Origin of the sequence: Klebsiella sp. MISC125, from assembly GCF_051131775.1 — a bacterium.
GTDB lineage: Bacteria > Pseudomonadota > Gammaproteobacteria > Enterobacterales > Enterobacteriaceae > Klebsiella.
Genome location: NZ_CP180448.1, coordinates 4,597,137 through 4,621,813 on the forward strand (window position 1 = coordinate 4,597,137; position 24,677 = coordinate 4,621,813).

23 protein-coding genes, 1 tRNA gene and 1 pseudogene are annotated in these 24,677 nt (G+C 50.3%); 12 read left to right on the plus strand and 13 right to left on the minus strand.

Annotation, left to right across the window (positions count from 1 at the left end; translation table 11 throughout):
- The first annotated feature begins 123 nt into the window (after window positions 1-123).
- Complete coding sequence (locus tag ACMYSL_RS21595; RefSeq protein ID WP_434659909.1) at window positions 124-2,100, plus strand: glycosyl hydrolase family 28 protein; 1,977 nt, start codon at window positions 124-126, stop codon at window positions 2,098-2,100.
- A 67-nt stretch (window positions 2,101-2,167) separates the two neighbouring features.
- On the opposite strand, the gene ACMYSL_RS21600 is transcribed toward ACMYSL_RS21595, so the two are convergent.
- Both ACMYSL_RS21600 and ACMYSL_RS21605 read right to left on the minus strand, forming a co-directional pair.
- On the minus strand, window positions 2,168-2,659 hold the full coding sequence (locus ACMYSL_RS21600) for a hypothetical protein (protein WP_434659910.1): 492 nt from the start codon (window positions 2,657-2,659) through the stop codon (window positions 2,168-2,170).
- Window positions 2,652-3,467: a winged helix-turn-helix domain-containing protein gene (locus ACMYSL_RS21605; RefSeq protein ID WP_434659911.1), complete on the minus strand. Its 816-nt coding sequence runs from the start codon at window positions 3,465-3,467 to the stop codon at window positions 2,652-2,654. The genes ACMYSL_RS21600 and ACMYSL_RS21605 overlap by 8 nt, the downstream gene beginning before the upstream one ends.
- Window positions 3,468-3,941: 474 nt before the next feature.
- On the opposite strand from ACMYSL_RS21605, the gene ACMYSL_RS21610 reads away from it, so the two are divergent.
- The gene (locus ACMYSL_RS21610) at window positions 3,942-4,262 is read left to right on the plus strand and encodes a hypothetical protein (protein WP_139538902.1); all 321 of its coding nucleotides are present in this window, start codon (window positions 3,942-3,944) and stop codon (window positions 4,260-4,262) included.
- Between the two features lie 339 nt (window positions 4,263-4,601).
- Here ACMYSL_RS21610 and ACMYSL_RS21615 read toward each other — a convergent pair whose 3' ends face one another.
- From ACMYSL_RS21615 to ACMYSL_RS21625, 3 genes are read right to left on the minus strand one after another with little or no spacing between them, the layout of a single operon-like run.
- Window positions 4,602-5,315, minus strand: a complete 714-nt coding sequence (locus tag ACMYSL_RS21615; RefSeq protein ID WP_139538901.1) for an MgtC/SapB family protein — start codon at window positions 5,313-5,315, stop codon at window positions 4,602-4,604.
- Between the two features lie 31 nt (window positions 5,316-5,346).
- Window positions 5,347-6,582: an MFS transporter gene (locus tag ACMYSL_RS21620; RefSeq protein WP_139538900.1), complete on the minus strand. Its 1,236-nt coding sequence runs from the start codon at window positions 6,580-6,582 to the stop codon at window positions 5,347-5,349.
- Between the two features lie 12 nt (window positions 6,583-6,594).
- The gene (locus ACMYSL_RS21625; protein WP_139538899.1) at window positions 6,595-7,419 is read right to left on the minus strand and encodes an MBL fold metallo-hydrolase; all 825 of its coding nucleotides are present in this window, start codon (window positions 7,417-7,419) and stop codon (window positions 6,595-6,597) included.
- A 333-nt stretch (window positions 7,420-7,752) separates the two neighbouring features.
- On the opposite strand from ACMYSL_RS21625, the gene ACMYSL_RS21630 reads away from it, so the two are divergent.
- A complete protein-coding gene (locus ACMYSL_RS21630) occupies window positions 7,753-9,927 on the plus strand; it encodes an extracellular solute-binding protein (protein ID WP_434659912.1) in 2,175 nt (724 codons plus the stop codon).
- Window positions 9,928-10,049: 122 nt separating this feature from the next.
- Here ACMYSL_RS21630 and ACMYSL_RS21635 read toward each other — a convergent pair whose 3' ends face one another.
- Both ACMYSL_RS21635 and ACMYSL_RS21640 read right to left on the minus strand, forming a co-directional pair.
- A complete protein-coding gene (locus tag ACMYSL_RS21635; protein WP_434664201.1) occupies window positions 10,050-11,222 on the minus strand; it encodes an MFS transporter in 1,173 nt (390 codons plus the stop codon).
- Window positions 11,222-12,412, minus strand: coding sequence for a serine hydrolase domain-containing protein (locus tag ACMYSL_RS21640; RefSeq protein ID WP_434659913.1), 1,191 nt, complete (start codon window positions 12,410-12,412; stop codon window positions 11,222-11,224). The genes ACMYSL_RS21635 and ACMYSL_RS21640 overlap by 1 nt, the downstream gene beginning before the upstream one ends.
- 115 nt (window positions 12,413-12,527) lie before the next feature.
- Here ACMYSL_RS21640 and ACMYSL_RS21645 point away from each other — a divergent pair, with 115 nt between their 5' ends.
- A complete protein-coding gene (locus tag ACMYSL_RS21645; RefSeq protein WP_434659914.1) occupies window positions 12,528-13,436 on the plus strand; it encodes a LysR family transcriptional regulator in 909 nt (302 codons plus the stop codon).
- Between the two features lie 34 nt (window positions 13,437-13,470).
- On the opposite strand, the gene ACMYSL_RS21650 is transcribed toward ACMYSL_RS21645, so the two are convergent.
- From ACMYSL_RS21650 to ACMYSL_RS21660, 3 genes and pseudogenes are all read right to left on the minus strand, one after another.
- Window positions 13,471-13,767, minus strand: coding sequence for a hypothetical protein (locus ACMYSL_RS21650; protein ID WP_434659915.1), 297 nt, complete (start codon window positions 13,765-13,767; stop codon window positions 13,471-13,473).
- A 374-nt stretch (window positions 13,768-14,141) separates the two neighbouring features.
- A tRNA-Arg gene (locus tag ACMYSL_RS21655) sits at window positions 14,142-14,218 on the minus strand.
- A 280-nt stretch (window positions 14,219-14,498) separates the two neighbouring features.
- Window positions 14,499-14,657, minus strand: a pseudogene (locus ACMYSL_RS21660) (IS3 family transposase); the annotation flags it as partial.
- Window positions 14,658-16,042: 1,385 nt separating this feature from the next.
- Here ACMYSL_RS21660 and folD point away from each other — a divergent pair.
- Both folD and ybcJ read left to right on the plus strand, forming a co-directional pair.
- A complete protein-coding gene (folD, locus tag ACMYSL_RS21665) occupies window positions 16,043-16,909 on the plus strand; it encodes a bifunctional methylenetetrahydrofolate dehydrogenase/methenyltetrahydrofolate cyclohydrolase FolD (protein WP_182236919.1) in 867 nt (288 codons plus the stop codon).
- Between the two features lies 1 nt (window position 16,910).
- On the plus strand, window positions 16,911-17,123 hold the full coding sequence (gene ybcJ, locus ACMYSL_RS21670) for a ribosome-associated protein YbcJ (RefSeq protein WP_110273138.1): 213 nt from the start codon (window positions 16,911-16,913) through the stop codon (window positions 17,121-17,123).
- A 32-nt stretch (window positions 17,124-17,155) separates the two neighbouring features.
- On the opposite strand, the gene ACMYSL_RS21675 is transcribed toward ybcJ, so the two are convergent.
- Window positions 17,156-17,899, minus strand: coding sequence for an SDR family oxidoreductase (locus ACMYSL_RS21675; RefSeq protein WP_182236917.1), 744 nt, complete (start codon window positions 17,897-17,899; stop codon window positions 17,156-17,158).
- A 180-nt stretch (window positions 17,900-18,079) separates the two neighbouring features.
- Between ACMYSL_RS21675 and ACMYSL_RS21680 the strand changes: the two genes are divergently transcribed.
- Entirely contained in the window at window positions 18,080-18,622 is a 543-nt protein-coding gene (locus tag ACMYSL_RS21680) for a metal-dependent hydrolase (RefSeq protein WP_434659916.1), read from the plus strand.
- 78 nt (window positions 18,623-18,700) lie between these two features.
- Here ACMYSL_RS21680 and cysS read toward each other — a convergent pair whose 3' ends face one another.
- Window positions 18,701-20,086 (minus strand): cysteine--tRNA ligase, encoded by a 1,386-nt coding sequence (gene cysS / locus ACMYSL_RS21685; RefSeq protein WP_434659917.1) that lies wholly within the window; start codon window positions 20,084-20,086, stop codon window positions 18,701-18,703.
- Between the two features lie 173 nt (window positions 20,087-20,259).
- Between cysS and ppiB the strand changes: the two genes are divergently transcribed.
- The 5 genes from ppiB (at window position 20,260) to purK (ending at window position 23,589) form a co-directional block, all read left to right on the plus strand.
- The gene (gene ppiB / locus ACMYSL_RS21690; RefSeq protein ID WP_110273134.1) at window positions 20,260-20,754 is read left to right on the plus strand and encodes a peptidylprolyl isomerase B; all 495 of its coding nucleotides are present in this window, start codon (window positions 20,260-20,262) and stop codon (window positions 20,752-20,754) included.
- Between the two features lie 3 nt (window positions 20,755-20,757).
- Window positions 20,758-21,480, plus strand: a complete 723-nt coding sequence (lpxH, locus tag ACMYSL_RS21695; RefSeq protein ID WP_304256722.1) for a UDP-2,3-diacylglucosamine diphosphatase — start codon at window positions 20,758-20,760, stop codon at window positions 21,478-21,480.
- 100 nt (window positions 21,481-21,580) lie between these two features.
- Complete coding sequence (locus ACMYSL_RS21700; RefSeq protein ID WP_434659918.1) at window positions 21,581-21,919, plus strand: hypothetical protein; 339 nt, start codon at window positions 21,581-21,583, stop codon at window positions 21,917-21,919.
- 96 nt (window positions 21,920-22,015) lie between these two features.
- Window positions 22,016-22,525, plus strand: coding sequence for a 5-(carboxyamino)imidazole ribonucleotide mutase (gene purE, locus ACMYSL_RS21705; protein WP_181483232.1), 510 nt, complete (start codon window positions 22,016-22,018; stop codon window positions 22,523-22,525).
- Complete coding sequence (gene purK, locus ACMYSL_RS21710) at window positions 22,522-23,589, plus strand: 5-(carboxyamino)imidazole ribonucleotide synthase (RefSeq protein ID WP_434659919.1); 1,068 nt, start codon at window positions 22,522-22,524, stop codon at window positions 23,587-23,589. The genes purE and purK overlap by 4 nt, the downstream gene beginning before the upstream one ends.
- Before the next feature lie 192 nt (window positions 23,590-23,781).
- On the opposite strand, the gene ACMYSL_RS21715 is transcribed toward purK, so the two are convergent.
- Window positions 23,782-24,675 carry a carbamate kinase gene (locus ACMYSL_RS21715; RefSeq protein WP_139541415.1) on the minus strand — a complete coding sequence of 298 codons (894 nt, stop codon included), beginning with the start codon at window positions 24,673-24,675 and terminating at the stop codon, window positions 23,782-23,784.
- Between the last annotated feature and the right edge of the window lie 2 nt (window positions 24,676-24,677).

Genomic DNA, 24,677 nt, shown 5'->3' on the forward strand with positions numbered 1-24,677 from the left:
TTTTCGGCTGGCGAAAGATTGACCTTACTCGCGTTTATTTTCCAGTGAAAATATAAAATACAATTTCATTTTTAATGAAGTTTGGTTTTGTTTTTCCATAAAATATGACATTAAGGAAAATCCATGCGCAATAGCTTCAAACCTTCACGCTATATGCTGGCACTCACCCTCGCTCTGGCCGGGGTGGCAAGCGGCTGCAATGACAACAGCGGCGCGAATGATAACCACCAGGATGCGCCCGCTTCCGCGCCGCAGAATGTGATGGTTCCGATACTTTCTGCCGATGAAAACAGCCTGGTGCTGGTCTGGGAAAAACCGGAGTCGGAGACGGAGCAGGTCGTGGACTACGTTATCTATCGTGACGGCGAGCGGCTGGGTAGCGCAAGAGACAATCAGAACCACTATTCCCCGGCAAAGCCCTATATTGATAACTTTTACCAGCGCGTTGCCAGCGACGGCTGGCAGCAGCCAATCGACCTGCGTACTTATACCGTCGACGGCCTGAAGCCGGATACGGAATATGAATTTACGGTACGCACGGTCTATGCCGAGGGTAAAGAATCCCCGGATAGCGCCGTAATTAAAGCGCGAACCAGCAAAACGCCGCACATCATAGAGGCCAAAACGTTCGGTGCAAAGGACGATGGCACGACGCTAAACACCCAGGCGTTGCAGCAGGCGATTGATAGCTGCACCGTCGCGCAATATCCGCAGGGCTGCAAAGTGGTGATTTCCGGCGGCGAATTCAAAACCGGTGCCCTCTTCCTGCATAGCGACATGACGCTGGAGATTGCCGCAGGAACCACGCTCCTCGGTTCGGAAGATCCGGCTCAATATCCGCTGGAAAAAGGCTATTACCTCTATCCCTACAGCGATCATCCGCAGCCTCGTCGCCCGCCATCATTAATTAACGTGCTGGAAAGCAACGATAAAGGCGAATCCCCTGCCGGAACGTTTCGCAATATTCGCATTGTCGGTAAAGGCACTATTGACGGCAACGGCTGGACCCGGGGCGTAAAAAACGGCGGCGAGGCGACGATTACCGATGAACTGGGTAACGAGTTGCCGCAGTACCGCGCGAGCAATGCTAAAAAAGTCAGCACAGATGGCATTCTGGCAAAAAATCAGACCGAGGAAGCCATCGGCGAAGGCGTTGAAAGCAATAGCGCCTATAAAAATCGCCGTTCCAGCCTGATGACCCTGCGCGGCGTGCAAAATCTCTACCTTGCCGGACTCACCATTCGTAACCCCGCCTTCCACGGCGTGATGGCGCTTGAGTCGGAAAACATTACCCTTAACGGGCTGATCCATCAGACTTTTGATGGCAATAATGCCGACGGTGTGGAGTTCGGCAATAGTCAAAACGCTTTAGTCTTCAATAACTTTTTCGACACCGGAGATGATTGCGTCAACTTTGCCGCCGGGTTTGGTAAAGGGGCGGAAACCTTCCATCAAAAACCACAAAGCGAGGCCTGGATCTTTAATAACTATTTCCGCAAAGGCCACGGTGCCGTGGTAACCGGCAGCCATACCGGAGCATGGATCGAGAAAGTTCGCGCCGAGGATAACGTCATGTATATGACCGATGTCGGCCTGCGCATGAAGAGTCGCCCCTACTATGGCGGCGGCGTGCGCGATGTACTGTTCCGCAATAACGCGATGCAGGATATCGCTAAAGAACCGTTTGTTTTTACGATTAAATACAGCGCGGATGTGAATGATACGACGCCAGCCGATGAGCCCGCTCAGTTCCGCGATGTTCAGGTACAGAACGTCACCGTTGACGGTACTTCGGCGAAAAATAGCATTCTGGTGGATGGGATGACCATCGCCGAAATGGCGGAGTCATTTGGGCTAACTTACTCTCGCGATGCTTATCACCAGAATTTGCGTTTTTCCAACGTCAAATTCCGCAATACCAAAGCCACCAGTATCTCTTTCCTCCACGACAGTCAGTTTGATGAAGTGACGTTCGCCAACACGCCGCAGGCCTGGGAATTCTTCGCGGTAAATGACGTCACGCTCGCCGATAGCCTCCATCAGCAGACCATCACCAGCGGGGAGAATGACAAAGTGACTCTGGAAGGGGCAACGAAGTAATATCGTTCCCGGCGGCGCGAGTCGTCGGGGATTTTCAGTAATTCAAAACACAACGAATATCCGCCGCTCATCTATCCATAGTAAAGACACAGGTCATAGCCGGTGCATTAAGTGTTCCCCAGACTATATAGTCCCTACTTTTGGTAAAGATAAATATGGGCGATTTTCCTGATAGCCCCATTATATCGTAGATTGGCATAACAAGGTTATCAGGAGCATCTCCATGTTTATTATCACGTCGCTCCCCGGGCTGGATTTTGTATCGCCCTTCGCCTACCTCCAGATAATCAAAAGTAATATCCTGCGAAAGATAGTAAGATTCATCGCCATTGACTATTTTTCCCGACAACGCAATATAACCAGTATTATTACTCATATCAAATAAAACACGACCATCAAAGGTATATGAATCGTTCAACGATGAAATAGTATAAAAAATACTTGCCTCACATGTTTTTATTTTATTTTTCCTGCTCATGAAATCTAATAAATAAAAAACAATAGCAATTACTGCACAGCACAAAAAAAAAGAGTATAGATAGAATTTATTCTTAATCACGTTGCCTCCATTTATTTGCATAGACATTATTACAGTAGATGATTTTATTGCTTATGCTATCCATAGGGCAAAATGAGGAAAATATTTCTCCAGACCGACCATGAAGTACGCTTCTTTGGACATAAATTATCAACCTGGCCGGATCGCTCTGACAATACTCAAGCAGGCCTGGATGATGCATAGTCAGAACATTAATAATGTTCCCCTGCATACTCTCTGGAATCTGAACGTAAGATTTTATGTGGCACTGCCCAATACGAGTCAGGTTATCTGATTCTTTCGCCAGGATCGATGTTGCAGCAACTTCATATTTTATGGCAAAAATAAAAATCAGGCTGCATACAAGAGCCATAGCTCCACCGAGTTTCAGGTGACGAAACCGTCCTGGAGGGGAGACTCCCTTAACGACTTCATCACATCGTTTTATTTTGATCTCTGCTGAGAGAGAGAAACCAGCGCCGGGGATTGTCAAAATAGCATTATCTATTCCCGTTAAGGATGATAACTTCTTTCTGAGAATACTAATATACTGATTTAAAGAGGAATTTGATGCTGCATGCCCCCGCGACTCCCACACCCTCTCTAACAGGCTTTGCCGGGACACAACCTCACCATGAGATGCAATCAGTATCGCCAGAATATGATTAGCCGTTTTTGTTAACTGGTGTTTTTCCGTTACGCCAATATCGATATGAATGAGTTTACCCGACCCAGAGTTATAAAATACTTTGTTTTCGATTAAGTACTTCATAATGATTCTGCATCCTGTGAACACCACGGTTGCTGCGGCAAGAGAAGTCCATGGCATATTCAGCCCTGCCGCATCCCGGGAAGATTGAAGTAATGTATCGTGTTGGTAAATCAATAGTATCAATAAAAGCATACTAAATGTTATACAGTTAATCACTTTATTTTAATTATGTGTGCAGCCTCAAAATTATGGGCACATAAGAAACAATAACCTACACATTTAAACTATTTAGAATAATTAAAAACAAAAACATACATTAAGTATCAAACCATCACACTTTACAGCGATTAAAACCTAATAAAAAACATTTAAATTTCACGTAAAAATTCTTTTTCAAATTAAAATTACATTATAAATATTTAAAAATTAATCTATTGAACCTTTTACATCTATAATTATTGATAAATAAATTCCGCATTGAATTAATGGTCTCTTCTTTATATATTTTAAAACAAGAACACTCAGTCACTTCATACAGATAATCTGTTGAATTTGACTTAGTAAGTAACATTAATAATTAAGAGGAAAATCATGCATAGCTATCGTTGGGCCAAATTCCTTATTGCTGGCGCAAGGTATAATGACAGTCATTTATTGCTCGTAGAGTTTTATATCCACCATGAGTTAGATGGCATCATTAAACCTGGAATTTGCAGGAACAGACAATGGATATTGAGCCATTTAGTTAATGGTTCAACCCTGTTCACCCTGAATCAGAATAATAACAAATGGGAAAAGAAAGACAGAGTAATTCTCAATCAGGTCGCGGGTAGGTATTATATTAGAACCCATCCATCCCCTCATCCTGGGGATGATATCGGTTATCATTTTGCGCAAGGCTGCATGATTTAACCGGAAATATAACATCTCTATTTTTAACTACAGGTTTAATACGAATGTGGCGAATATGTTCAATTTTAGACATTACCCGTAGTAACCATGAGAGGCCATTAGTATTAATCGTAGATGAACAAATGCATCTGCGTATTGTCAGACCTCCCCTCTCATGCGAACAAATAAGAAAGATAAGTATTGAAAAGCTTGAGGAGATTATCATCAGAGAATTAAACTAGCCTGCACTATCCGTGAATAACCACGACCGTAATGTCAAATTTTCGCGTTTGGCATTACAGTGCTTCCCCATACGCCAATAAGCTGCGTATGGGGCTAGCGCCTATCGCTTCAGCCAACTCAATGTTCAAGAGCAATTGCACAAACGTGCTCAACATGAGTAAGATCGTGGTACAAGTCGGGTAAGGTCATCTTTTTACGAATGACAACTTTTAAGTTAACCTCTATTTTCCCTTTTTTAATATCTCTGATGGTAATGTTTTCAATAATATTCTTTTGCTGATGAATGCGTGTTATCAAATTTTCAAGCGCATCGCGTTCATCAAGAATGACTCGAACTTTCACTTTACCTGGAAATTGATTCTTAGTTTGTAAGAAAATGATAAATGGACTCAATTTTATTGCCAATAAAAATAACCCTGTAGCAAAGAATGCGTGAAAATAAAAACCGGCACCGCAGGCGATTCCCATCCCGGCAGATGCCCAGACGATTGCCGCTGTCGTGAGGCCAGAAATAGCATCGTCGTGTCGGTGCAGAATCACTCCCGCCCCCAGAAAACCCACGCCACTGATAATCTGAGCCGCCAGACGCATTGGATCGCTACGAATATTCATCGAAATTTCTGCATAGTATTCAGCTGACTGTATTGAAACAACAGTTAACACGCAGCTGGCGACAGACAAAATGACACAAGTTTTGAATCCGACGGGTTTCCCTTTCGATTCTCTTTCAAGGCCAATAATGCCACCCAGAATAAACGCAATGCTGATTTTGACGATCGTAACTAACGGTAAAAAACCTTGTTCATTGATAATGGCGGCCAGATTATTCATGCAATTACCTTAATGAGACATCCTCAATAATTCAGGAATTTGCTTTTTTCAGGGAGAGATCTGTTTTGCGTTTTGAAAGATCATCCCGGAAGAAAATCAGGAAGAAGACGCTCACCACCGCGGCAACACCGGCAGAAACTAACCAGAATGTCTCCCATTGCGGTAAAGCCTCAGGACCTTGTTCAGTCACGGTACTGTTAAAGATCTGCCCGCATACGGTAGAGGCGAACAGTAGGCCCACGCCGTTGGAGACGATAAATCGTAAACTTTGGGCTTGCGCTTTAATCTCTGGCGCGGCTTTACGGTCAACATAAATATCGCCCACGGTAAAGAAAAAGTCCCAGCAGAAACCCTGTAACATCAAACCGATCAGCACAAACATCATGTTGGCATCCAGAGAGGCATGGGCAAACAACAGCGTACGAATGATCCAGCAAACAGCGCCAAGCATCAGAGTGATTTTGAAGCCTGCTTTCAGTAGGAAGAACGACAGGAGGAACATGAAAACGACTTCACAGGCAATGCCTACCTGCATCATTGTTGCAGCGTTATCAAAACCAAGTGCTTTTAAAAAGACTGGAATATAGGCGGAGTAAGCAGTTTTTGGGATCATCAGTACAAAAATACTGAGCATCAGAACCGTAAAGCTACGATCTTTGAAGAGTGCCAGAGCATCCAGACATAAGAGATCGCGAAGGGTAAAGGCACTCCCTTTCGCTCTTGGCGGAGTATTCGGTAACGTAAAGCAATATAGGCCAAGAACGACACCGGAGGCTGACGCAATATACCAGGTGATGGTGTTGCCGGAAAAGCCCATTTCACCAATAATAAAGCCGATAACCATAAAGCCAAATGTGCCGAAAACACGTATAAACGGGAAGTATTTTACCCCGTTAATATGGCTGAAACTGATACTATTTGCCAGCGCAGTTGTTGGATAAAAAAGTAGTCCAACGAGAAAAATCATGGTCAGCGTCATGCCCGTGTTTTGTGCTTCGATGAACTGCGGAACAAACAACAGAATGCCAGCATTAATTAAATGCAGGATCGCCATGACTTTTTGAGATGAAAAAAATCGGTCGGCTACCATGCCAATAAATAAAGGTGAGAGAATGGTCGCCAGTCCAAGTAAGGCATAGGATGAACCAATTATGGTCGCCATACCATAGGTGCTTAATACCAGCCCCATGGTCATATTCCATGCCCCCTGCATAAAGTACTGTATGAACATCATAATCAACAGGCGTGGTGTTTTATTAAGGTCCATATTGCATATCCTTTATTGATTGATGCTCAGGTTAAGCCCATCCCAGGCGACAAGAATGTTCTCTTTATCGCACGCCGCCACGAGCTCATCATGTAGCAGGCCGCCGCTGTGTGAAATATGTGAGACGATGAGTTTACTTTTTTTATTAAGGCAGCCCAGCTCTGCAAGCCTGTCTCTGGCGGCGAAGACCGTTTCCAGACTCATATGGTTATTTGTACGATTGTCGCCATTAAAGCCGTAGGTACATTCGAGAACGGCCAAATCAATTTTTTTCCCTTCCAGCCACTGCCAGGTAAGCTCAGGAAACCAGCCAGAGTCATGGCCGTAGAAAATTGACTGACCTTCTTTTTCGATAAACCAGGTATAACAAAGCTCCCATTTGGCATGGTTAGCCAGCAATGGGGTAATACGATATCCACGGGTTTCAACCGTCACGAAGGGCACCAGGCAATGAAAAGCAAATCTTTCAGCGCTGTAACCCGGCAAAACCTCTGCCGCACCGTTAATGGCGCGATCATTCCCAAAGATATGTAGCGGATGAGTAATTTCAAATCCGTAACCTTCCATTCGGCTAAAAAGATCGCCGACGTTGAAATGATCGGGATGAGTATGGGTAAACAGTAGCGACCTGATCTCCGTTGCGTCCAGACCCTCACGAAGCAGTTGCTGGCTGAATTCAGGCGCGACATCAATCAACAGTTCATCATCAATAATCGCTGATGAGTGTGTACGTAAGTCTTTTCCTTTACGTATGCGAGCGTGTTGACAGTGCTCACAGCGGCAAAAAGGATTAGGTATCCCTTCAGATGCTGCCGTTCCCAGAAAATGGATCTTCATAATTTCCCTCTTATCACAAACGCAATGCTGTTCTTTTAATCGATAATGTAATAAAACGTAATTGGAACGTGTCAATTATCATTCTACTCTTTCACGCAAACAACGATCTTTTCTCCCAGAAGTGATCCTCTTCAAGGATTTATTATTTTTATCAATAATTTCATTATGTTGTAATTTAAACCACATCATTAAGTGATTTAGCCTTAAGTAGATCGAGAATTTTTAGAGTAAAAATTACTCAATTTTATTTTGTAACGTTCAAATAATATCAACTACGATAGTTTCCGGATGAACGCCGTGCTAGCATCGAAGCATCAAAGAAAGGATGTAAAAATGCCAACTATCAAAGACATAGCAAGAATTGCCGGTGTTTCGCACGGAACCGTCTCTAATGTTCTCAATGGCAGAGGAAATGTGAGCGTTGAAAAGATTGAAGCGGTTCAACGCGCAGCTAAGGAAGTTGGCTATCAGTTAAATGCACAGGCGCAATCGCTGAGAGCCAGCAAAAGCCAAGGGATAGCGCTGATTTTGCCGGATATTAATACGGAGCAGTACTATCAGCTTTATCGGGGTTTACACCAGTTCTGTAAGCCTTCGTTAAGCGAACCATTGGATCTTTATCTGACGAATGACCTATCCAATCTGGAACTGGAGATTCTGCAAACGCTGACGGCGAAGTCTTACCAGACTATTGTCACCGTCAGTTGCCTGAGCAATAGCCAACCCTATTACGAAGTGCTCAAACTGCCTGCGGAGAATATTCTTTTTGCATATCGGCAACCTGCTGGGGCTGAATATTACTTCAGTCTGGATTACGCGACTGCGGGTGAAGAAATAGCAAAAAGGGCGTTGATGCAGCAACCGAGCCATATCGGCGTTTTCTGCGAACCGCTTGAATACGCTCACAGCACATGTTTTATTCAGGCGATACAGGAAACATGCCGAGCGTTGAGTCCGCAAACTAAACTCACGATTTTACCGGCACTCGCCAGTGAATCGAACACCGTCGCATTTGATTTTTTCCGCGGGGCACCACCTGATCTTTTTATCGTTCAGAATAGTGATAAAACGCGTGCATTGACGCAATCAGCCTGGTTTGGTAGTTCCCGGTCCTGTCCACCAGTACTGCAATTGAGTGATAATCTGCCTGCTGCTTTCGAGGGCGTCACAAGCTACCAGATGGATTATGGTCGCCTGGGGACATCAATGGCTTCCCACATTCGTCAGCCCAAAAACCAGGATAAGCATCGCATTCTGACCAATTGCGGTTTTTCTTTGAATGGCCAGTTCGTACAGCCGCCTGAAGCCGAGGCAGCGCTGAATATGTTGATTTTGCCTAGTCCCTCAACCGATGCGCTGAAGAAACTATTACCCCACTTTTATCGCCAGACTGGCATTAAGGTAAATCTCGCGGTTTATCCTTATGATGAAGTATTTGAAATTCTCTCCCACCTTCATCTGCATCCCTATTACGATCTGCTACGAATCGATATGGCTTGTTTTCCCTGGTTTGCAGAGAAAGTTTTATTACCTCTGGAGTCTGTTTCCCCTACCCTTTCGCTACTCCTGGATAACTTCTCTGAGCAAATTCAGCAGCACTTCGGCCTGGTGAATGGGACCGCCTGGGCAATTCCTTTTGATGCTAGTATGCAGCTCCTGTTTTACCGACGCGATCTCTTTGAGGATGCGACGATAAAACGGATGTTTTATGAAACAACGGGTAAAGAATTAACGCTGCCTGAGAACTTTGCGCAATTCGATGAAATAGCGGCTTTCTTCAGTAAGCTGCATCAACCTGATAACCGGCTGCGCCCGATGGGAACGGCAATAACACTGGGTAGTTCAGGGCTTATTGCCACCGAATATCTGCTGCGTTATTACGCTCTCGGCGGACGTCTGGTGCGTGAAGGTGAACCCGTGCAGCTGGATGCTTCACTTGCCGCAATCGCTCTTGATCAGTACCTGCAACAGCTTTCCGTCGCGGTGAATCTACCCGGAGAGTGGTGGAGTGACGCTGTTAAACAGTTTGAGCGCGGAAATCTTGCCATGCTGATTATGTATCTCAACTTGTTCAATGACGTTGCACATACGGCCATTGCCCCTACAATCGGCTATGCTCAGGTTCCGGGACAGATTCCACAGCTGGGAGGGGGGTCTATTGGCATGTCCCGCTACAGTAAAAAGAAAAAACAGGTTGAGCAGTTCTTCCACTGGCTCTATTCCGATGAAATTGCGCGCCATCTGGTTCTGTTAGGAGGGAACAGCGCCTGGTCCGGAATCAGCCACGATCAAAACGTTCTCAACGTCTATCCGTGGTTTAATTTATTGAATGAAAAAGGAATGTCAGGAATCAGGGAATCTCAGGGGAATAAAGGGGTGCCCTTTAACCTACGACAGGCAGAGATTATTATCGGACAAGGCGTAACGAACGCGATTAATGGCATTATGGATGTCTCCCAGGCCGTGGAATACATTAATGCACGGATAAAAAATGAAACCGGCAGCTAGCAATATGAAAATGTTCACCTCTTATTTGTACTAACAGATTTTATCTGCCTGTAATGCTCACGCTTTTACCTACGTGAGCATTAGGCCCTGGAATAGTGAGGATAGCGCGGTTACATCAGATTTCATTCTGATGAAGCCGGAAAACCGCTTTCTTTAGCAAACCAGACCGCCAGGAATGTGACGATCAGCAACACTAGCAGTGCGGGAGAGAATGCGCCCACGCCGATGTGGCCCAGCAGCACGCCGCCAACAATACCTCCGCTGGCAATAGCAACATTCCAGACCGTCACCAACATCGACTGCGCAACATCCGCAGCCTCGCCAGCGCTCCTGGCCAGCGCGGTCTGAAATAAGGTTGCTGAGCCACCGAAAGCCAATCCCCAGACGCCCACAGCAACATAAACCGCAGTAGCATGGGTGCCGGCTATACCCAATATCAAAGCCGTAAGTCCGAATAAAACCGTGCTTACCAGAGTTAGCGTACGCAGATACCGATCAATCAGCGCCCCGATGACCCCGATGCCAACTACCGAAGTTATTCCAAAAATCAGCAATATCAAATCCGCGCGGTCCACCATTCCAGCCATCGCCAGAAATGGGGCAATATAGGTATAGAGGATGTTATGTGCGAGAACAAATGCCAGCACCACGAGCAATACAGAGCGAATCCCCGGCAGGGTGTACACATGCCGCAGCGACAGACGTTTATTCGCGGATTGCCCTGCGAAGTCCGGTACTTTCCGTCTCACCCAGACCATCAATAGCAGCGCGATCAGGCTTATGATGCCAAAACAGATGCGCCATCCCACCAGATTACCGATAAAAGTACCGGCAGGTACCCCCAGAGAAAGCGCCAGTGGCGTACCTGCCATCGCAATGGCGATGGCCCGGCCCTTCTGGTGTTCAGGCACCATTCGCGCCGCATAGCCAGCCAGCAGCGCCCACAATAATCCCGCCGAAACACCCGCCAGGAAGCGCGCCAGCATCGTTAGTGCATAGTTGGCGGAGAACGTCGTCACCGTGTTAGCGATGGCGAAACCGACAATGGCCGCCAACAGCAATGGCTGACGGCGAATCCCTTGTGTGGCAGCAGTCAGCGGAATAGCCGCCACCAGGGAACCGATGGCATAAATGGTGACAGTCTGGCCAGCCCATGCCTCGGAAATGCCCAGGCCTTGCGCCATTTGGGGCAGCAAACCTGCCGGAAGTGTCTCGGTCAGTATGGTAATAAAAGCCGCCGTGGCAAGCGCCAACAGCGATCCGATCGGCATGCGCTCCCGAGTTGTCGATGTCATCATTTAGCCTCCAGGGCACCGTAAACCGCATCGCGTAGGTCAGTGACAAAACGACCCGACATGCCTTCGTATAAGGTGTTAGTGAAAGCAACGACGCTAAGCCCCTGCGCCCGATCCACGAACCAGGAGTGGCCGTAAGCGCCTCCCCAGCGCCAGGTCCCTTCTGTCTCGGGGGAAGCAGCCACCATCCGATCGCGCAGAACCGAAAATCCCAGCCCAAATCCGAAGCCCGGCGCATTGGGCAGTTCATGATTAATCGCCCAATCGCGTCCCATTTCCGCAATCAAGTCGCTGGGCAGAATAGCACCACTATCCTGACGCAAGGCTTCCAGCAGACGCAGAAAGTCTTCGGCGGTTCCCGCCATGCCGGCGCCACCCGACGGAAATGCCTGCGGATCGAAGATGCGTTCAGGGCTGTAGCTAATGCCGACGGCCCCCTCAAAGGGGGAAACGATTTCACCCTCCTCCAACAGGTGCGGCTGAGGCTCATCATTTACCCAAGCGGTCGCTACGCGCTGCTTATCCAGGGCCACGAAGCCAGTATCCGCCATTCCCAATGGTTCGGTCACAAGCTGGCGCACGGCCACGTCGAGTGGTTCGCCATATACTCGCTCGATTAAAGCTCCCAGCACATCGGTTGCCAGCGAGTACCCCCACCCCGTGCCCGGTTCGTACAACAGAGGTACGCTGGCAATGCGGCGTAAATTCTCAGCCAGCGTGATACCGGATCTGTCCATGCCGTCCGATACGCCAGCCCGTGCGTAAGGGCCGTTCGCATCGGCCTCAAAGAATCGATAACCCAGCCCAGCCGTGTGGCTTAACAGTTGCCACACGGCGATCCGCGCCGGTCGGCCATCGGCCAGCTGCGGCCTGAACTCAGGTAGCCAACGTTCAACAGCGTCGTTTAGATTGAGCTTGCCTTGCGCCACCAGCACCAGCGCTGCCGTTGAGACAATTGGCTTACTCACCGAAGCTAAACGGAAGATTGCATCCAGGGTCATCGCGCGGTGATGTCCGCGATCGGCCCAGCCCGCGGCCTGGCGGTGAATCAGTGCCCCGTCGCGAGACACCAGTACCACCGCACCGACCAGACGATGCTCATCCAGTGCCTGTTGGACAACGCTCTTAATATGGTCAGTCAGACGCGCCAGCGGAGTACCTGCGCGCAGCGAAAATGCGGGAATCGACATTGGGAATTCCTTTCATTGGTGAACATTCCCGCATGATAGAAACGCTGTTATTAAAGAAAAAGTAGGGTACAGTTCCTTTCTTAGCGGAACTATTTGTCCGCAATGGAGGTATCTGGTGGACAATCTTAACGGCTTCGTGGTGTTTGTGCGGGTCGCCGAGACGCGCAGCTTCGTTGCGGCTAGCCGATTGCTCGGCGTGTCGGCATCAGCTATCGGTAAGAGCGTGGCAAGGCTTGAAGAGAAGCTCGGCGTACGCCTGTTTCATCGCAGCACGCGCAGCATCACGCTGACCGCCGAAGGTACGCTATTTCTTGAGCGCAGCCGTCGTATTCTTGCCGAGATCGAGGCCGCGGAGCTGGAGCTGTCGCAGGCAACGGGTGCACCGCGCGGCCGATTGCGGGTCAGCCTGCCCCTGGTCAGTTCGCTGGTATTACCGGTGCTCGGTGAGTTCATGCGCGAATATCCCGCTATTGAACTGGATCTGGACTTCACAGACCGGCTGGTCGAGGTGATTGAAGAGGGATTCGACGTGGTGGTCAGAACAGGAAACCCGACAGACTCGCGCCTGTCAGCGCGGAGATTGGGTACCTTCCGCTCAATGCTGGTCGCCTCCCCCGATTACCTGGCGCGGCGAGGTATACCCAAAGTGCCTTCCGATCTGCTGGAACACTCCTGCCTGCACTACCGTTTTCCCAACAGCGGTAAACTGGAATCGTGGGCTCTGCGGCAAGCGCCGGGAGACCCCGAGCTGCAGCTTCCCACCTCAATGATTTGCAACAATATTGAGACGCGGGTATGTTTCGCGCTTCAAGGGCTGGGAATCGCCTATTTGCCGGAATTCTCAATCAGGGAACAGCTGGCAAATCAAAGTTTGCGCGCTGTTCTGACAGAACATGTGGAACGCACCGGTGTCTTCTATGTACTCTGGCCCGCCAGCAGACATCCTTCGCCTAAAGTTCGGGCCCTGGTCGATTTCCTCTGCGCCCGAGTATTTCCGGCCTCTGACATCGGATCGCAACACTGAACTGACGGAAAGCTTTGATAGTAGTAAAGGCGGCTTATATTTGTTGAGATTGACGCCAGTCGTTAATCATTTCTTTGGTCACCTCTTTTTTGTAGCATACGGGCGCATAGCCTCCTGCTTTGCTCCAGGCACTGCGCCTGCCGCAGGAACTGCCGTTTCTGGCTCGATTAAACGGGCAGGCGCAAACCCCGGGATAAGAGGCAATTGAGTCATCAATAATTTGCTGCTTAACCTGATCATCGGTTAATTGCGTTGATTTAGCGACGGCAGTATCCGACATAAAAATACATACCGACGCCAGCACGGCGATACCCAGTCGCTTAACGTCCATGGTCATTTCTCTGAGGGAAGGTGAATACTTAAACTACGCGGCGGAAAGCAAGACGGTGTTGATCTTTCTCAATGGAGTTAAATATCTATTTGAAACAGATTGTTGACGATACTTTCTGCTTATGAAGCGTACAAACAAATTTACTTGATGAATTATTATTGAGACAGAGAACCAAATTAATTGATTAGACTAACGCCTTATATTGAGCGCGGTCATCAAACGCTCGGCTACGATGAAAGTCATTTTGGAATTAAGGAACTTGATGCTGGTTGACCCTGGTAGAGTAAGGGAGACTTTCAATGCGCCAGAATCAGACAAATAACTGAATTTCAGGCATAAAAAAAGACGTCTGTTGACGTCTGTTTACTGCAAAATGGTACGCCCTACAGGGCTCGAACCTGTGACCTACGGCTTAGAAGGCCGTTGCTCTATCCAACTGAGCTAAGGGCGCACTGAGAAGTGAGAACTTCATGATGTGCAATCGCCGGGAATTATACGGTGCACGCCTGATGAGTCAATGTATTTTGCCGTAAAACTGCGCTTGTCTGCATAACCTGTCTGGTTATACAGCTAAAGCAGTACAAAGTTTATCCAGGTGCATGTTTCTGCACGTAACTTCCATTATGATCCAATACTCTTCTTTTACTCTCGTTACGGCACGACTAAGAACGTGTTCTATCAACTGTTACGCCAAAGAAAGATAAAATCTCAAACGAAAACTGATAGCAGGACTGACGTTTGAGGCCGGCATTTTCAGCAGCAAATTCGCTTTCACACTCGGTGGTCGTCATTTGCTGATGCTGCTTGCTTCTCCAGGCGTAGAACGGGGATTTGTACAGACTGAGTTCATTGATATCAGTGGCCACACCGATGTATTTAGCGAGTTTAAGGGTGCCCTGGCATTAGCACAACCGATTGACGCAGCGTCAAAATATATTTATATGAGATACTCAAATGTTCTTATCCGAAATCTCACAGCAACCGCCCCGATGGCTTTATCACTTTTTAAGATATTTCTCGAAACCATGCGATAACCCGCCCCATTTTAACTTATAAATTCAGACAAAAATTTTATTACTATAGTGATAGAATTTTTTCATGGTTTAATATCTCTAATGGGTCTCGTTGCAAAAAAATGAAACTCACGTTTTCTGAACGATTACTCAGCCCTTATATGAAGTCGGATTGAAATGACAAATGTCTCTGTAAACACTAAATATTTAAACGTAAGGGATATTAAGCTTCCTCACTAATTCATTCATAGTCCTGGATTCTTATGTCAATAAAAAATAAGAAACCCATTGATTGGCAAGAAATTAAAGGAAACGTGCGAATTCCAAAGTAATAGGTTTTCATTCTTAGGATTCCTTTTGCGATAGTGAAAAAATGCTTAATCCTGTAAAAAAATGAGTGCAAAGCATAAGGATATTCATCGTGCTCTATATAGAAAGCGTAGACGGTTGCAGTTACTTGATTAATAAGGAGAGTATCTCAATTGTAAAAAGCCATGGTAGCAATGTAATGATTTTCTTTAAAAACTCAGATGAGCATATCATTGGGAAGATGAACATTGAGGATATTATGAAATTTTACAAATTATCTCCCCTTAAGAATTCAAGTTCGTAATGTACTGTTTTGTATCTCTCAACGAGAGGCTATGCTCGTTAGTTAAAGCGCTTAATGCAGGCATTCAAGGTCGCTCTACCCGAGATTATTATTCTAGTGTAACCCTATACTCTCCAGACCAACCTCTGGCTATATTTTTTATAGCGTCCATCCTTTAGTTAATGTGGCGCAGATTAGGTGAAATACAAATAGTGAAACCTGCTACAACCATCAGTCCTCCGCCTACCACAACATCGTCTGGCAACGTGTTACGATACCTAAGCCCACTCACCAGTAAAGCGTTCAAGCGTGATCGTTAACTACGGTTTACGAACTTTCTTTCTCGTGAAGACCGGGTATTAACCGTAAGCGAACAGCCAGAATCATGCGGCTTCTGCTTTATTACTGCGCGGGGTTCACTCACCGATGAGCTTTACCAGAGATGCTCCTGAAGTTCAGGGCGATTTTATCTCACCTCCGGTAAAAGAAATGGAGTTGGCGGCAACCATTACCCTCGTTGCCTGAAAATTAAGCAAATCTATCCGTATTTCTTGCCTGACGGCGGCCAAAAGAAAGATAAAATCTCAAACGAAGACTGACAGCGGGGCCGGCTTCTGACAAAATATCGCCATCCCCCTTTCGTAAAGATACAGATGGAATCCTCTCTCTGATGGCAGCAAAAATTATTGACGGTAAAACGATTGCGCAGCAGGTACGCTCTGAGGTTGCGGAAAAAGTAAAGGCTCGCGTTGAGGCAGGAAAACGCGCGCCAGGGTTAGCCGTCGTGCTGGTCGGCAGCAACCCGGCCTCACAGATTTATGTCGGCAGCAAGCGCAAAGCGTGTGAAGAGGTAGGCTTCGTCTCCCGCTCGTACGATCTCCCGGAAACCACCAGCGAAGCGGAGCTGCTGGAGCTTATCGACACGCTGAATGCCGATAACGCCATCGACGGTATTCTGGTCCAGCTACCGCTCCCTGCCGGCATTGATAATGTCAAAGTCCTGGAACGCATTTCGCCGGATAAAGACGTCGACGGTTTCCATCCGTACAACGTCGGTCGCCTGTGCCAGCGCGCACCGCGCCTGCGTCCATGTACCCCGCGCGGCATCGTGACCCTGCTTGAACGTTACAACATCGATACCTACGGCCTGAACGCAGTCGTGATCGGCGCATCCAACATTGTCGGGCGCCCGATGAGCATGGAGCTGCTGTTAGCAGGTTGCACCACGACCGTGACCCATCGCTTTACCAAAAACCTGCGCCATCACGTCGAAAATGCCGACCTGCTGATCGTCGCGGTCGGTAAACCGGGCTTTATTCCGGGCGAATGGATTAAAGAAGGCGCGATTGTGGTTGATGTTGGCATTAACCGCCTGGAAAGCGGCAAAGTGGTTGGCGACGTGGTCTATGAAGATGCCGCCGCGCGCGCGTCTTACATCACGCCGGTTCCTGGCGGCGTCGGCCCGATGACCGTAGCCACCCTCATTCAGAACACGCTACAGGCGTGCGAAGAGTATCACGATATTAAGGAGGCCTAAGATGGCGAACTTCTCTCTGGGCAAACACCCGCACGTTGAACTCTGCGATCTGCTGAAGCTGGAAGGCTGGAGCGAAAGCGGCGCACAGGCGAAAATCGCCATTGCCGACGGTCTGGTCAAAGTCGACGGCGCGGTCGAAACCCGCAAGCGTTGCAAAATCGTCGCTGGTCAAACGGTGAGCTTTGAAGGTCAAAGCATTACCGTTACCGAGTAAAAAGCAAAGGCGCCACAACCGGCGCCTTAATTTTATCCCCGCCCAACGAACGGCATCTCGTTGGCCATGATCGTCAGCTCCAGTACGTTAGTCGTTGGCGGCAGCGCCGCAATCATCTGAATCGCCGCCGCAACATCGGCCACATCCATCATCGCCTCTGGCGCAATCGTGCCGTTAGCCTGATAAACGCCTTTGCGCATCCGCGCCGAAAGCTGCGTCTCGGCATTGCCAACGTTAATCTGCCCGCAGGCGATATTATATTGTCGACAGTCGAGCGCGATGGATTTTGTCAGCCCAGTAATCGCGTGCTTCGAGGCGGTATACGGTGCGCTATACAAGCGCGGGGTGGTTGCAGAAATAGAAGCGTTGTTAATAATCCGCCCGCCCATCGGCTGCTGCTGTTTCATTATCTTGATAGCTTCTTTGGCACAGAGGAAGCTGGCGTGCACGTTGAGATTAAACACCCTCTGCCACTCATCAAACGAGATCTCTTCAATCGATTTTGCCGGGGTGTTATTGCCTGCATTGTTAAACAGCAGATCCAGACGACCAAACTGCTCGTGGACGCGCTGAAAAAGCGCCTCAACCTGCTGCGGGTCAGTGACGTCTGCGGCAATCGGAATAAATCGTTCAGCGTCCAGCCCCTCTGCGCATTCAGTAAGCTGCTGCTCGTTACGTGCCACCACGATGACCGCGTAGCCCATCTGATACAGGGCCTGCGCCGCCGCATAGCCAATGCCTTTACTGCCCCCGGTAACCAACGCCACCTTCTGCATACGTCTTCTCCCTTATGATATTTAGCTTCACGCTAGCGCGTTAGCGAACGAACAGGAATGGTCGCAATGCAAAAAATCAGCGCGCCGATCCATTCATTTGCCCAAAATCAGAATCCGGAGGGAATGCCTTTACCGGGTACAAAGGCAATAATGGCAATTATTTGCTCAGGATAACGGAATATGCCAACCATCATCACCCACGCCGCCGTGCCTTTATGCCTCGGCGCCGGGCTGGGGCTACGGATTATCCCGCCACGTCTGTTGCTGGCTGGCGTCGTACTTGCCATGTTGCCGGATGCCGATGTGCTGTCATTCAAATTCGGCATCGCCTACGGCAACGTCTTCGGCCATCGCGGCTTCACTCATTCACTGCTGTTTGCGTTTATCGTGCCGCTGCTGTGCGTATTATTTGCGGGGCGATGGTTTCGCGTCGGTCTGGTGCGTAGCTGGCTGTTTTTGACGGTTTCGTTGCTGTCGCATAGCCTGCTGGATTCAATTACCACAGGTGGGAAAGGCGTAGGCTGGCTGTGGCCGTGGCTGGATGAGCGTTTCTTTGCACCCTGGCAGGTCATCAAAGTCGCTCCTTTTGCCTTAGCGCAATACGCCACGCCATCCGGCCATCAGGTTATTATTTCAGAACTACAGTGGGTCTGGCTGCCGGGAGCCGTTCTGACGCTGTGTTTGTGGGCATACAGAAGCCGGAAAAAAACTGTAAAGAAGTGAATTCAGAGAATTTGTGCTTACCGGGGTTTATATAAATGATAAGGCCGCAGTAAAGCGGCCTTAATTTCAAATAAGAGATTACTTACGCCGCCAGGTGGTGCCCTGCGGGCCATCTTCCAGCACGATGCCCATCTCGTTGAGACGGTCACGCGCGGCATCCGCCGCCGCCCAGTCTTTCGCTTTACGCGCATCCAGGCGCTGCTGGATAAGCGATTCGATTTCCGCCACTTCTCCATCGTCAGACTGCGCACCGCTTTGCAGGAAGGCATCCGGTTCCTGCTCCAGCAGGCCCAGCACCGAGGCGAGCTTACGCATATGCGCTGCCATGGCGTTGGCTGCAGCGGCATCTTCGGCCTTCAGACGGTTTACTTCACGCGCCATATCGAACAGTGCAGAGTAGGCTTCCGGGGTGTTGAAATCGTCGTCCATCGCTTCGATAAAGCGCGCTTCGAACGCCTCGCCACCATCAGGCTGCGCAGTTTTGTCAGTTCCGCGTAGCGCGGTGTACAGGCGCTCCAGCGCAGAACGCGCCTGCTTGAGGTTCTCTTCGCTATAGTTCAGTTGGCTACGATAGTGGCCAGACATCAGGAAGTAGCGAATGGTCTCCGCATCGTAGTACTTGAGCACGTCGCGCACGGTAAAGAAGTTGCCCAGCGATTTTGACATCTTCTCGCGGTCAACCATCACCATCCCGGAGTGCATCCAGTAATTAACGTACTCGCCGTCGTGGGCACAGGTGGACTGGGCGATTTCGTTTTCATGGTGCGGGAACATCAGATCCGAACCGCCACCGTGAATATCAAAATGGTTGCCCAGCTGCTTGCAGTTCATCGCTGAACACTCGATGTGCCAGCCCGGACGGCCCGCGCCCCACGGCGACGGCCAGCTCGGCTCGCCCTCTTTCGACATCTTCCACAGCACAAAGTCCATCGGGTTATGCTTGACGTCAACCACATCAACGCGCGCGCCAGCCTGCAGCTGGTCGAGATCCTGGCGCGACAGCTGACCGTAGTTCGGGTCGGTCGGGACGTCGAACATCACGTCGCCGTTGTCTGCGACATAAGCATGACCTTTAGCGATCAGCTGCTCGGTAATCTCAATGATTTCCGGGATATGGTGCGTTGCACGCGGCTCGAGATCCGGGCGCAGAATATTCAGCGCATCGAAGTCTTTGTGCATCTCGGCAATCATGCGATCCACCAGCGCGACAAAGCTTTCGCCGTTTTCATTAGCACGCTTAATGATTTTGTCGTCGATATCGGTAATGTTGCGCACGTATTTCAGCTGATAGCCGAGAAAACGCAGATAGCGGGCAACCACGTCAAAGGAGACAAAAGTACGGCCATGGCCGATGTGACAGAGGTCGTAAACGGTAATACCACACACGTACATGCCAACTTCCCCGGCATGGATAGGTTTAAATTCTTCTTTTTGGCGCGTCAGTGTATTAAAAATTTTTAACATCGAAGATTCCGTGTAGACGTGTGTGGTTATAAGTCGCGTATTCTAACCTTAATTCAACCCCGAAGCAGCACACATTGCAAGGTGATCCAACCCCGCGGTTATGCTATAACAGCCCCCTATATCTCGCCCGACTCCGGGTGCAGGCACCACAATCATCGGAACAGGATGCACAAATGGTAACTTTCCACACCAATCATGGCGATATCGTAATCAAAACATTTGACGACAAAGCGCCGGAAACAGTTAAAAACTTCCTGGACTACTGCCGTGAAGGTTTCTACGACAACACCATTTTCCACCGTGTTATCAACGGCTTTATGATTCAGGGCGGCGGTTTTGAGCCGGGTATGAATCAGAAAACCACCAAATCCCCGATTCAGAACGAAGCGAACAACGGTCTGAAAAACACCCGCGGTACCCTGGCGATGGCTCGTACTCAGGCGCCTCACTCCGCTACCGCACAGTTCTTTATCAACGTCGCCGATAACGACTTCCTGAACTTCTCCGGCGAAAGCCTGCAGGGTTGGGGCTACTGCGTATTCGCAGAAGTCGTTGAGGGTCTGGACGTGGTCGACAAAATCAAATCGGTCTCCACTGGCCGCAGCGGCATGCACCAGGATGTGCCGAAAGAAGATGTTGTGATCAAAAGCGTCACCGTCAGCGAGTAATTCGTGGCGACACTTTTTATTGCGGATTTGCATCTGCAAACGGAAGAACCGGCGATTACCGCCGGTTTTCTGCGCTTTTTACAGGGTGAAGCCCGCAAGGCGGACGCTCTGTATATTCTTGGCGATCTGTTTGAAGCCTGGATTGGTGATGACGATCCAAACCCGCTGCATCAGCAAATCTCCGCCGCAATCAAAGCATTAGTCGACTCCGGCGTCCCCTGCTACTTTATCCACGGCAACCGCGATTTTCTCGTCGGTCAGCGTTTTGCCCGCGAAAGCGCCATGACTCTGCTGCCGGAAGAGAAGGTTCTCAACCTCTACGGGCGCAACGTGCTGATTATGCACGGCGATACCCTTTGCACCGACGACGCGGGCTATCTGGCGTTTCGCGCGAAAGTCCACAATCCCTGGATCCAGCGCCTGTTTCTGGCCTTACCGCTGTTTATCCGCCGCCGCATTGCCGCTAAAATGCGCGCCGACAGCAAAGCCGCCAACAGCAGTAAATCGATGGAAATTATGGATGTGAACCCGCAAGCGGTGGTTGACGCGATGGAGAAACATCACGTCCAGTGGCTGATTCACGGGCATACACACCGTCCTGCCGTCCATCAGTTAGACGCCAACGACAAAGCCGCTTATCGCGTGGTTCTTGGCGCGTGGCATAGCGAAGGTTCAATGGTCAAAGTGACGCCAGAAGACGTTGAGCTGATTCATTTCCCCTTCTAACCCCAGCAAGCACTATTCCGAAAAACACTCCCCAGGCAACAGAATTGTTGTATTAACATTTAACCGCCAGGTTAATTTTCAGCCAAACCACTTTCAAGGAATGAAAATGCAAAAATGGAGTCAGCCCCTGATTTGGGGAATGATCATCGCGATCCTCAATCCGTTAGGTGTAAGCTATATTGCCTTAATCGGCGTCGCTATCGGCAACACACTGGCATTTGTCTGGTGTGCAATGCTGGTGTGGGCGATCTATTTCTATGCTATTTATTTGCTCTGTACCCGGCCCCACGATGGGCGGCTGGTACGAATCTATTTACTGATAATGGGTACCATAATGCTCCCCTGGGGGTTAGTGCTGCTTATCACTTGTATCATGAATGAGATAAAGGCCAATAAACAACGTACTTCATCGTCGACAACCGAGACAAAAGACGGCTAACCACGCGCACGCAACCGTTTTCCTCGCCGGGAGTTCATGCTATTCTCTGTGGCCTCTAAAGCAGTGTGAAACACACCCACAGGAGTTTTAAGACGCATGTCTTCCCGCAATAATTCGGCGCGTATCGCCATCGTGATGGGGTCCAAAAGCGACTGGGCTACCATGCAATTTACCGCAGAAATCCTTGATGCCCTGAACGTTCCGTACCATGTCGACGTGGTCTCCGCACATCGCACTCCCGATAAACTGTTTAGCTTCGCCGAAAGCGCAGAAGAGAACGGTTTTCAGGTGATTATTGCCGGTGCGGGCGGCGCGGCGCATTTGCCGGGCATGATTGCGGCGAAAACCCTGGTGCCGGTTTTAGGCGTGCCGGTTCAGAGCGCGGCATTAAGCGGCGTTGACAGCCTCTACTCCATTGTTCAGATGCCGCGCGGCATTCCGGTTGGCACGCTGGCGATCGGTAAAGCCGGAGCCGCCAACGCTGCCCTGCTGGCCGCACAGATCCTCGCCCAGCATGATGCAGAACTGCACCAACGCCTCAGCGCCTGGCGTCAGGCGCAGACCGATGAAGTGCTGGAGAATCCGGACCCGCGGGGTGCGGCATGAAGCAGGTTTGCGTTCTCGGTAACGGTCAACTAGGCCGAATGCTGCGTCAGGCCGGTGAGCCGCTGGGTATCGCGGTCTGGCCGGTCGGTCTTGATGCCGACCCGGAAGCGGTGCCGTTTCAGCAAAGCGTGATTACCGCTGAAATCGAACGCTGGCCGGAAACCGCTCTGACCCGCGAGCTGGCGCGTCATTCCGCCTTCGTCAACCGAGACGCCTTCCCGATTATCGCCGATCGTCTGACGCAAAAGCAGCTGTTCGATAAGCTGGGGCTCGCCACCGCGCCGTGGCAGCTTCTGGCGGATAAAAGCGAGTGGCCAGCGGTATTTGCTCGCCTTGGCGAGCTGGCTATCGTTAAGCGCCGGGTGGGTGGCTACGATGGTCGTGGCCAGTGGCGTTTGCGGGAGAACGAAACCGCTCAGTTGCCGGATGATAACTACGGCGAGTGTATCGTCGAGCAGGGGATTAACTTCTCCGGCGAAGTGTCGCTGGTTGGCGCTCGCGCCCACGACGGCAGCACGGTCTTCTACCCGTTGACCCGAAACCTGCATCAGGACGGTATTTTGCGCACCAGCGTCGCCTTCCCGCAGGCGAACGCGAAGCAGCAGGAGCAAGCAGAGTCGATGCTGTCGGCGGTTATGCATGAGCTAGGCTATGTCGGCGTGATGGCGATGGAGTGCTTTATCACTCCGGAAGGGTTGCTGATTAACGAGCTGGCGCCGCGCGTGCATAACAGCGGCCACTGGACGCAGAACGGAGCGTCGATTAGTCAGTTTGAACTGCATTTGCGGGCGATTACCAGCCTGCCGCTACCGCCGCCGGTGGTGAATAGCCCGTCGGTGATGATCAACCTGATCGGTACCGATCTGAATTATGCCTGGCTGAAGCTGCCGCTGGTGCATCTGCACTGGTACGACAAAGAAGTGCGTCCAGGCCGTAAGGTCGGGCACCTGAACCTGACCGACAGCGATACCGACCGCCTGAGCGCGACGCTGGAAGCGTTAAAGCCGTTGCTGCCGCCGGAGTATATCAGCGGTATCGTTTGGGCACAGGCGCAGCTCGCATAATCTTGCCCGTCATCCCGGCTTGCGGCGCGCTGCGCCTTAGCCGGGCTATAAAACCCTCTATGCGCACGGATTCTTCGGGTATTTTCCCGGAGGCGATGCTACGCATCTGTCCGGGCTACCAGCCCGCAACCCGTAGCCCGGGCAAGGCGCGTTAGCGCCGCCCCCGGGGAAAGCGCGCACAATAGCCACGCATCAGGGCTTGATGCAGGTTCCCGCCAGCCCGGCCAGGGTGTCATCGATGCGCGACAGCGCACCTATCCACGCCCGCTTGCCCCGGCGGCGGACGTAGCCGCTCACCGCCGCGATTTTCGGCCCCATCGCGCCATCGTCGCGGGCAAACGGGGCCAGCTCTTCCGGCGTTGCTTCGCGGATCGGTCGCTGCATCGGCGTGCCCCAGTGCTCATACACCGCGTCGGCGTCGGTTAAGATCACCAGGCCATCAGCATTAATCTGCTCTGCCAGCAGCGCGGCGGCGAGGTCTTTATCAATCACCGCCTCCGCACCCTGCCCGCTCTCCAGCACCGGAATTCCCCCACCGCCGCAGCAAATCACCGCGTGACCTTCGCCCAGCAGGCGCTCAATCGACTCGCTCTCCTCAATCCTCACCGGCGTCGGCGAAGGAACCACCCGGCGCAGATACTTACCGTCGCGCTTCATCGTCCAGCCGTACTCGGCTTCAAGCTGTTTCTGCAACTCCGGGTCATAAACCGGGCCAATAAATTTTTCCGGGGACGAAAAAGCCGGATCGTTCGAGGCTACCGCAATGCGCGTCATCACCGTCGACACCGGCGGCATCAGTGATTCCTGCGCCAGACGCTGCGCCAGCATATAGCCAATCATCCCCTGGCTCTCCGCCACCAGCACGTCCAGCGGATAAGGTTCAACATCACGATAGGCCAGATTTTGCAGCGCCAGCAGGCCCACCTGCGGCCCGTTGCCGTGGACAATGGCCAGCCGGTAATTCTGCGCCAGGCGCGCCAGCGCCGGAACCGCGCTCTCAATATTGCGATACTGATTTTCAACGGTCAGCGCTTCCCCGCGCTGTAATAAAGCGTTGCCGCCAAGGGCAACCACCAGCGTTTTCATAA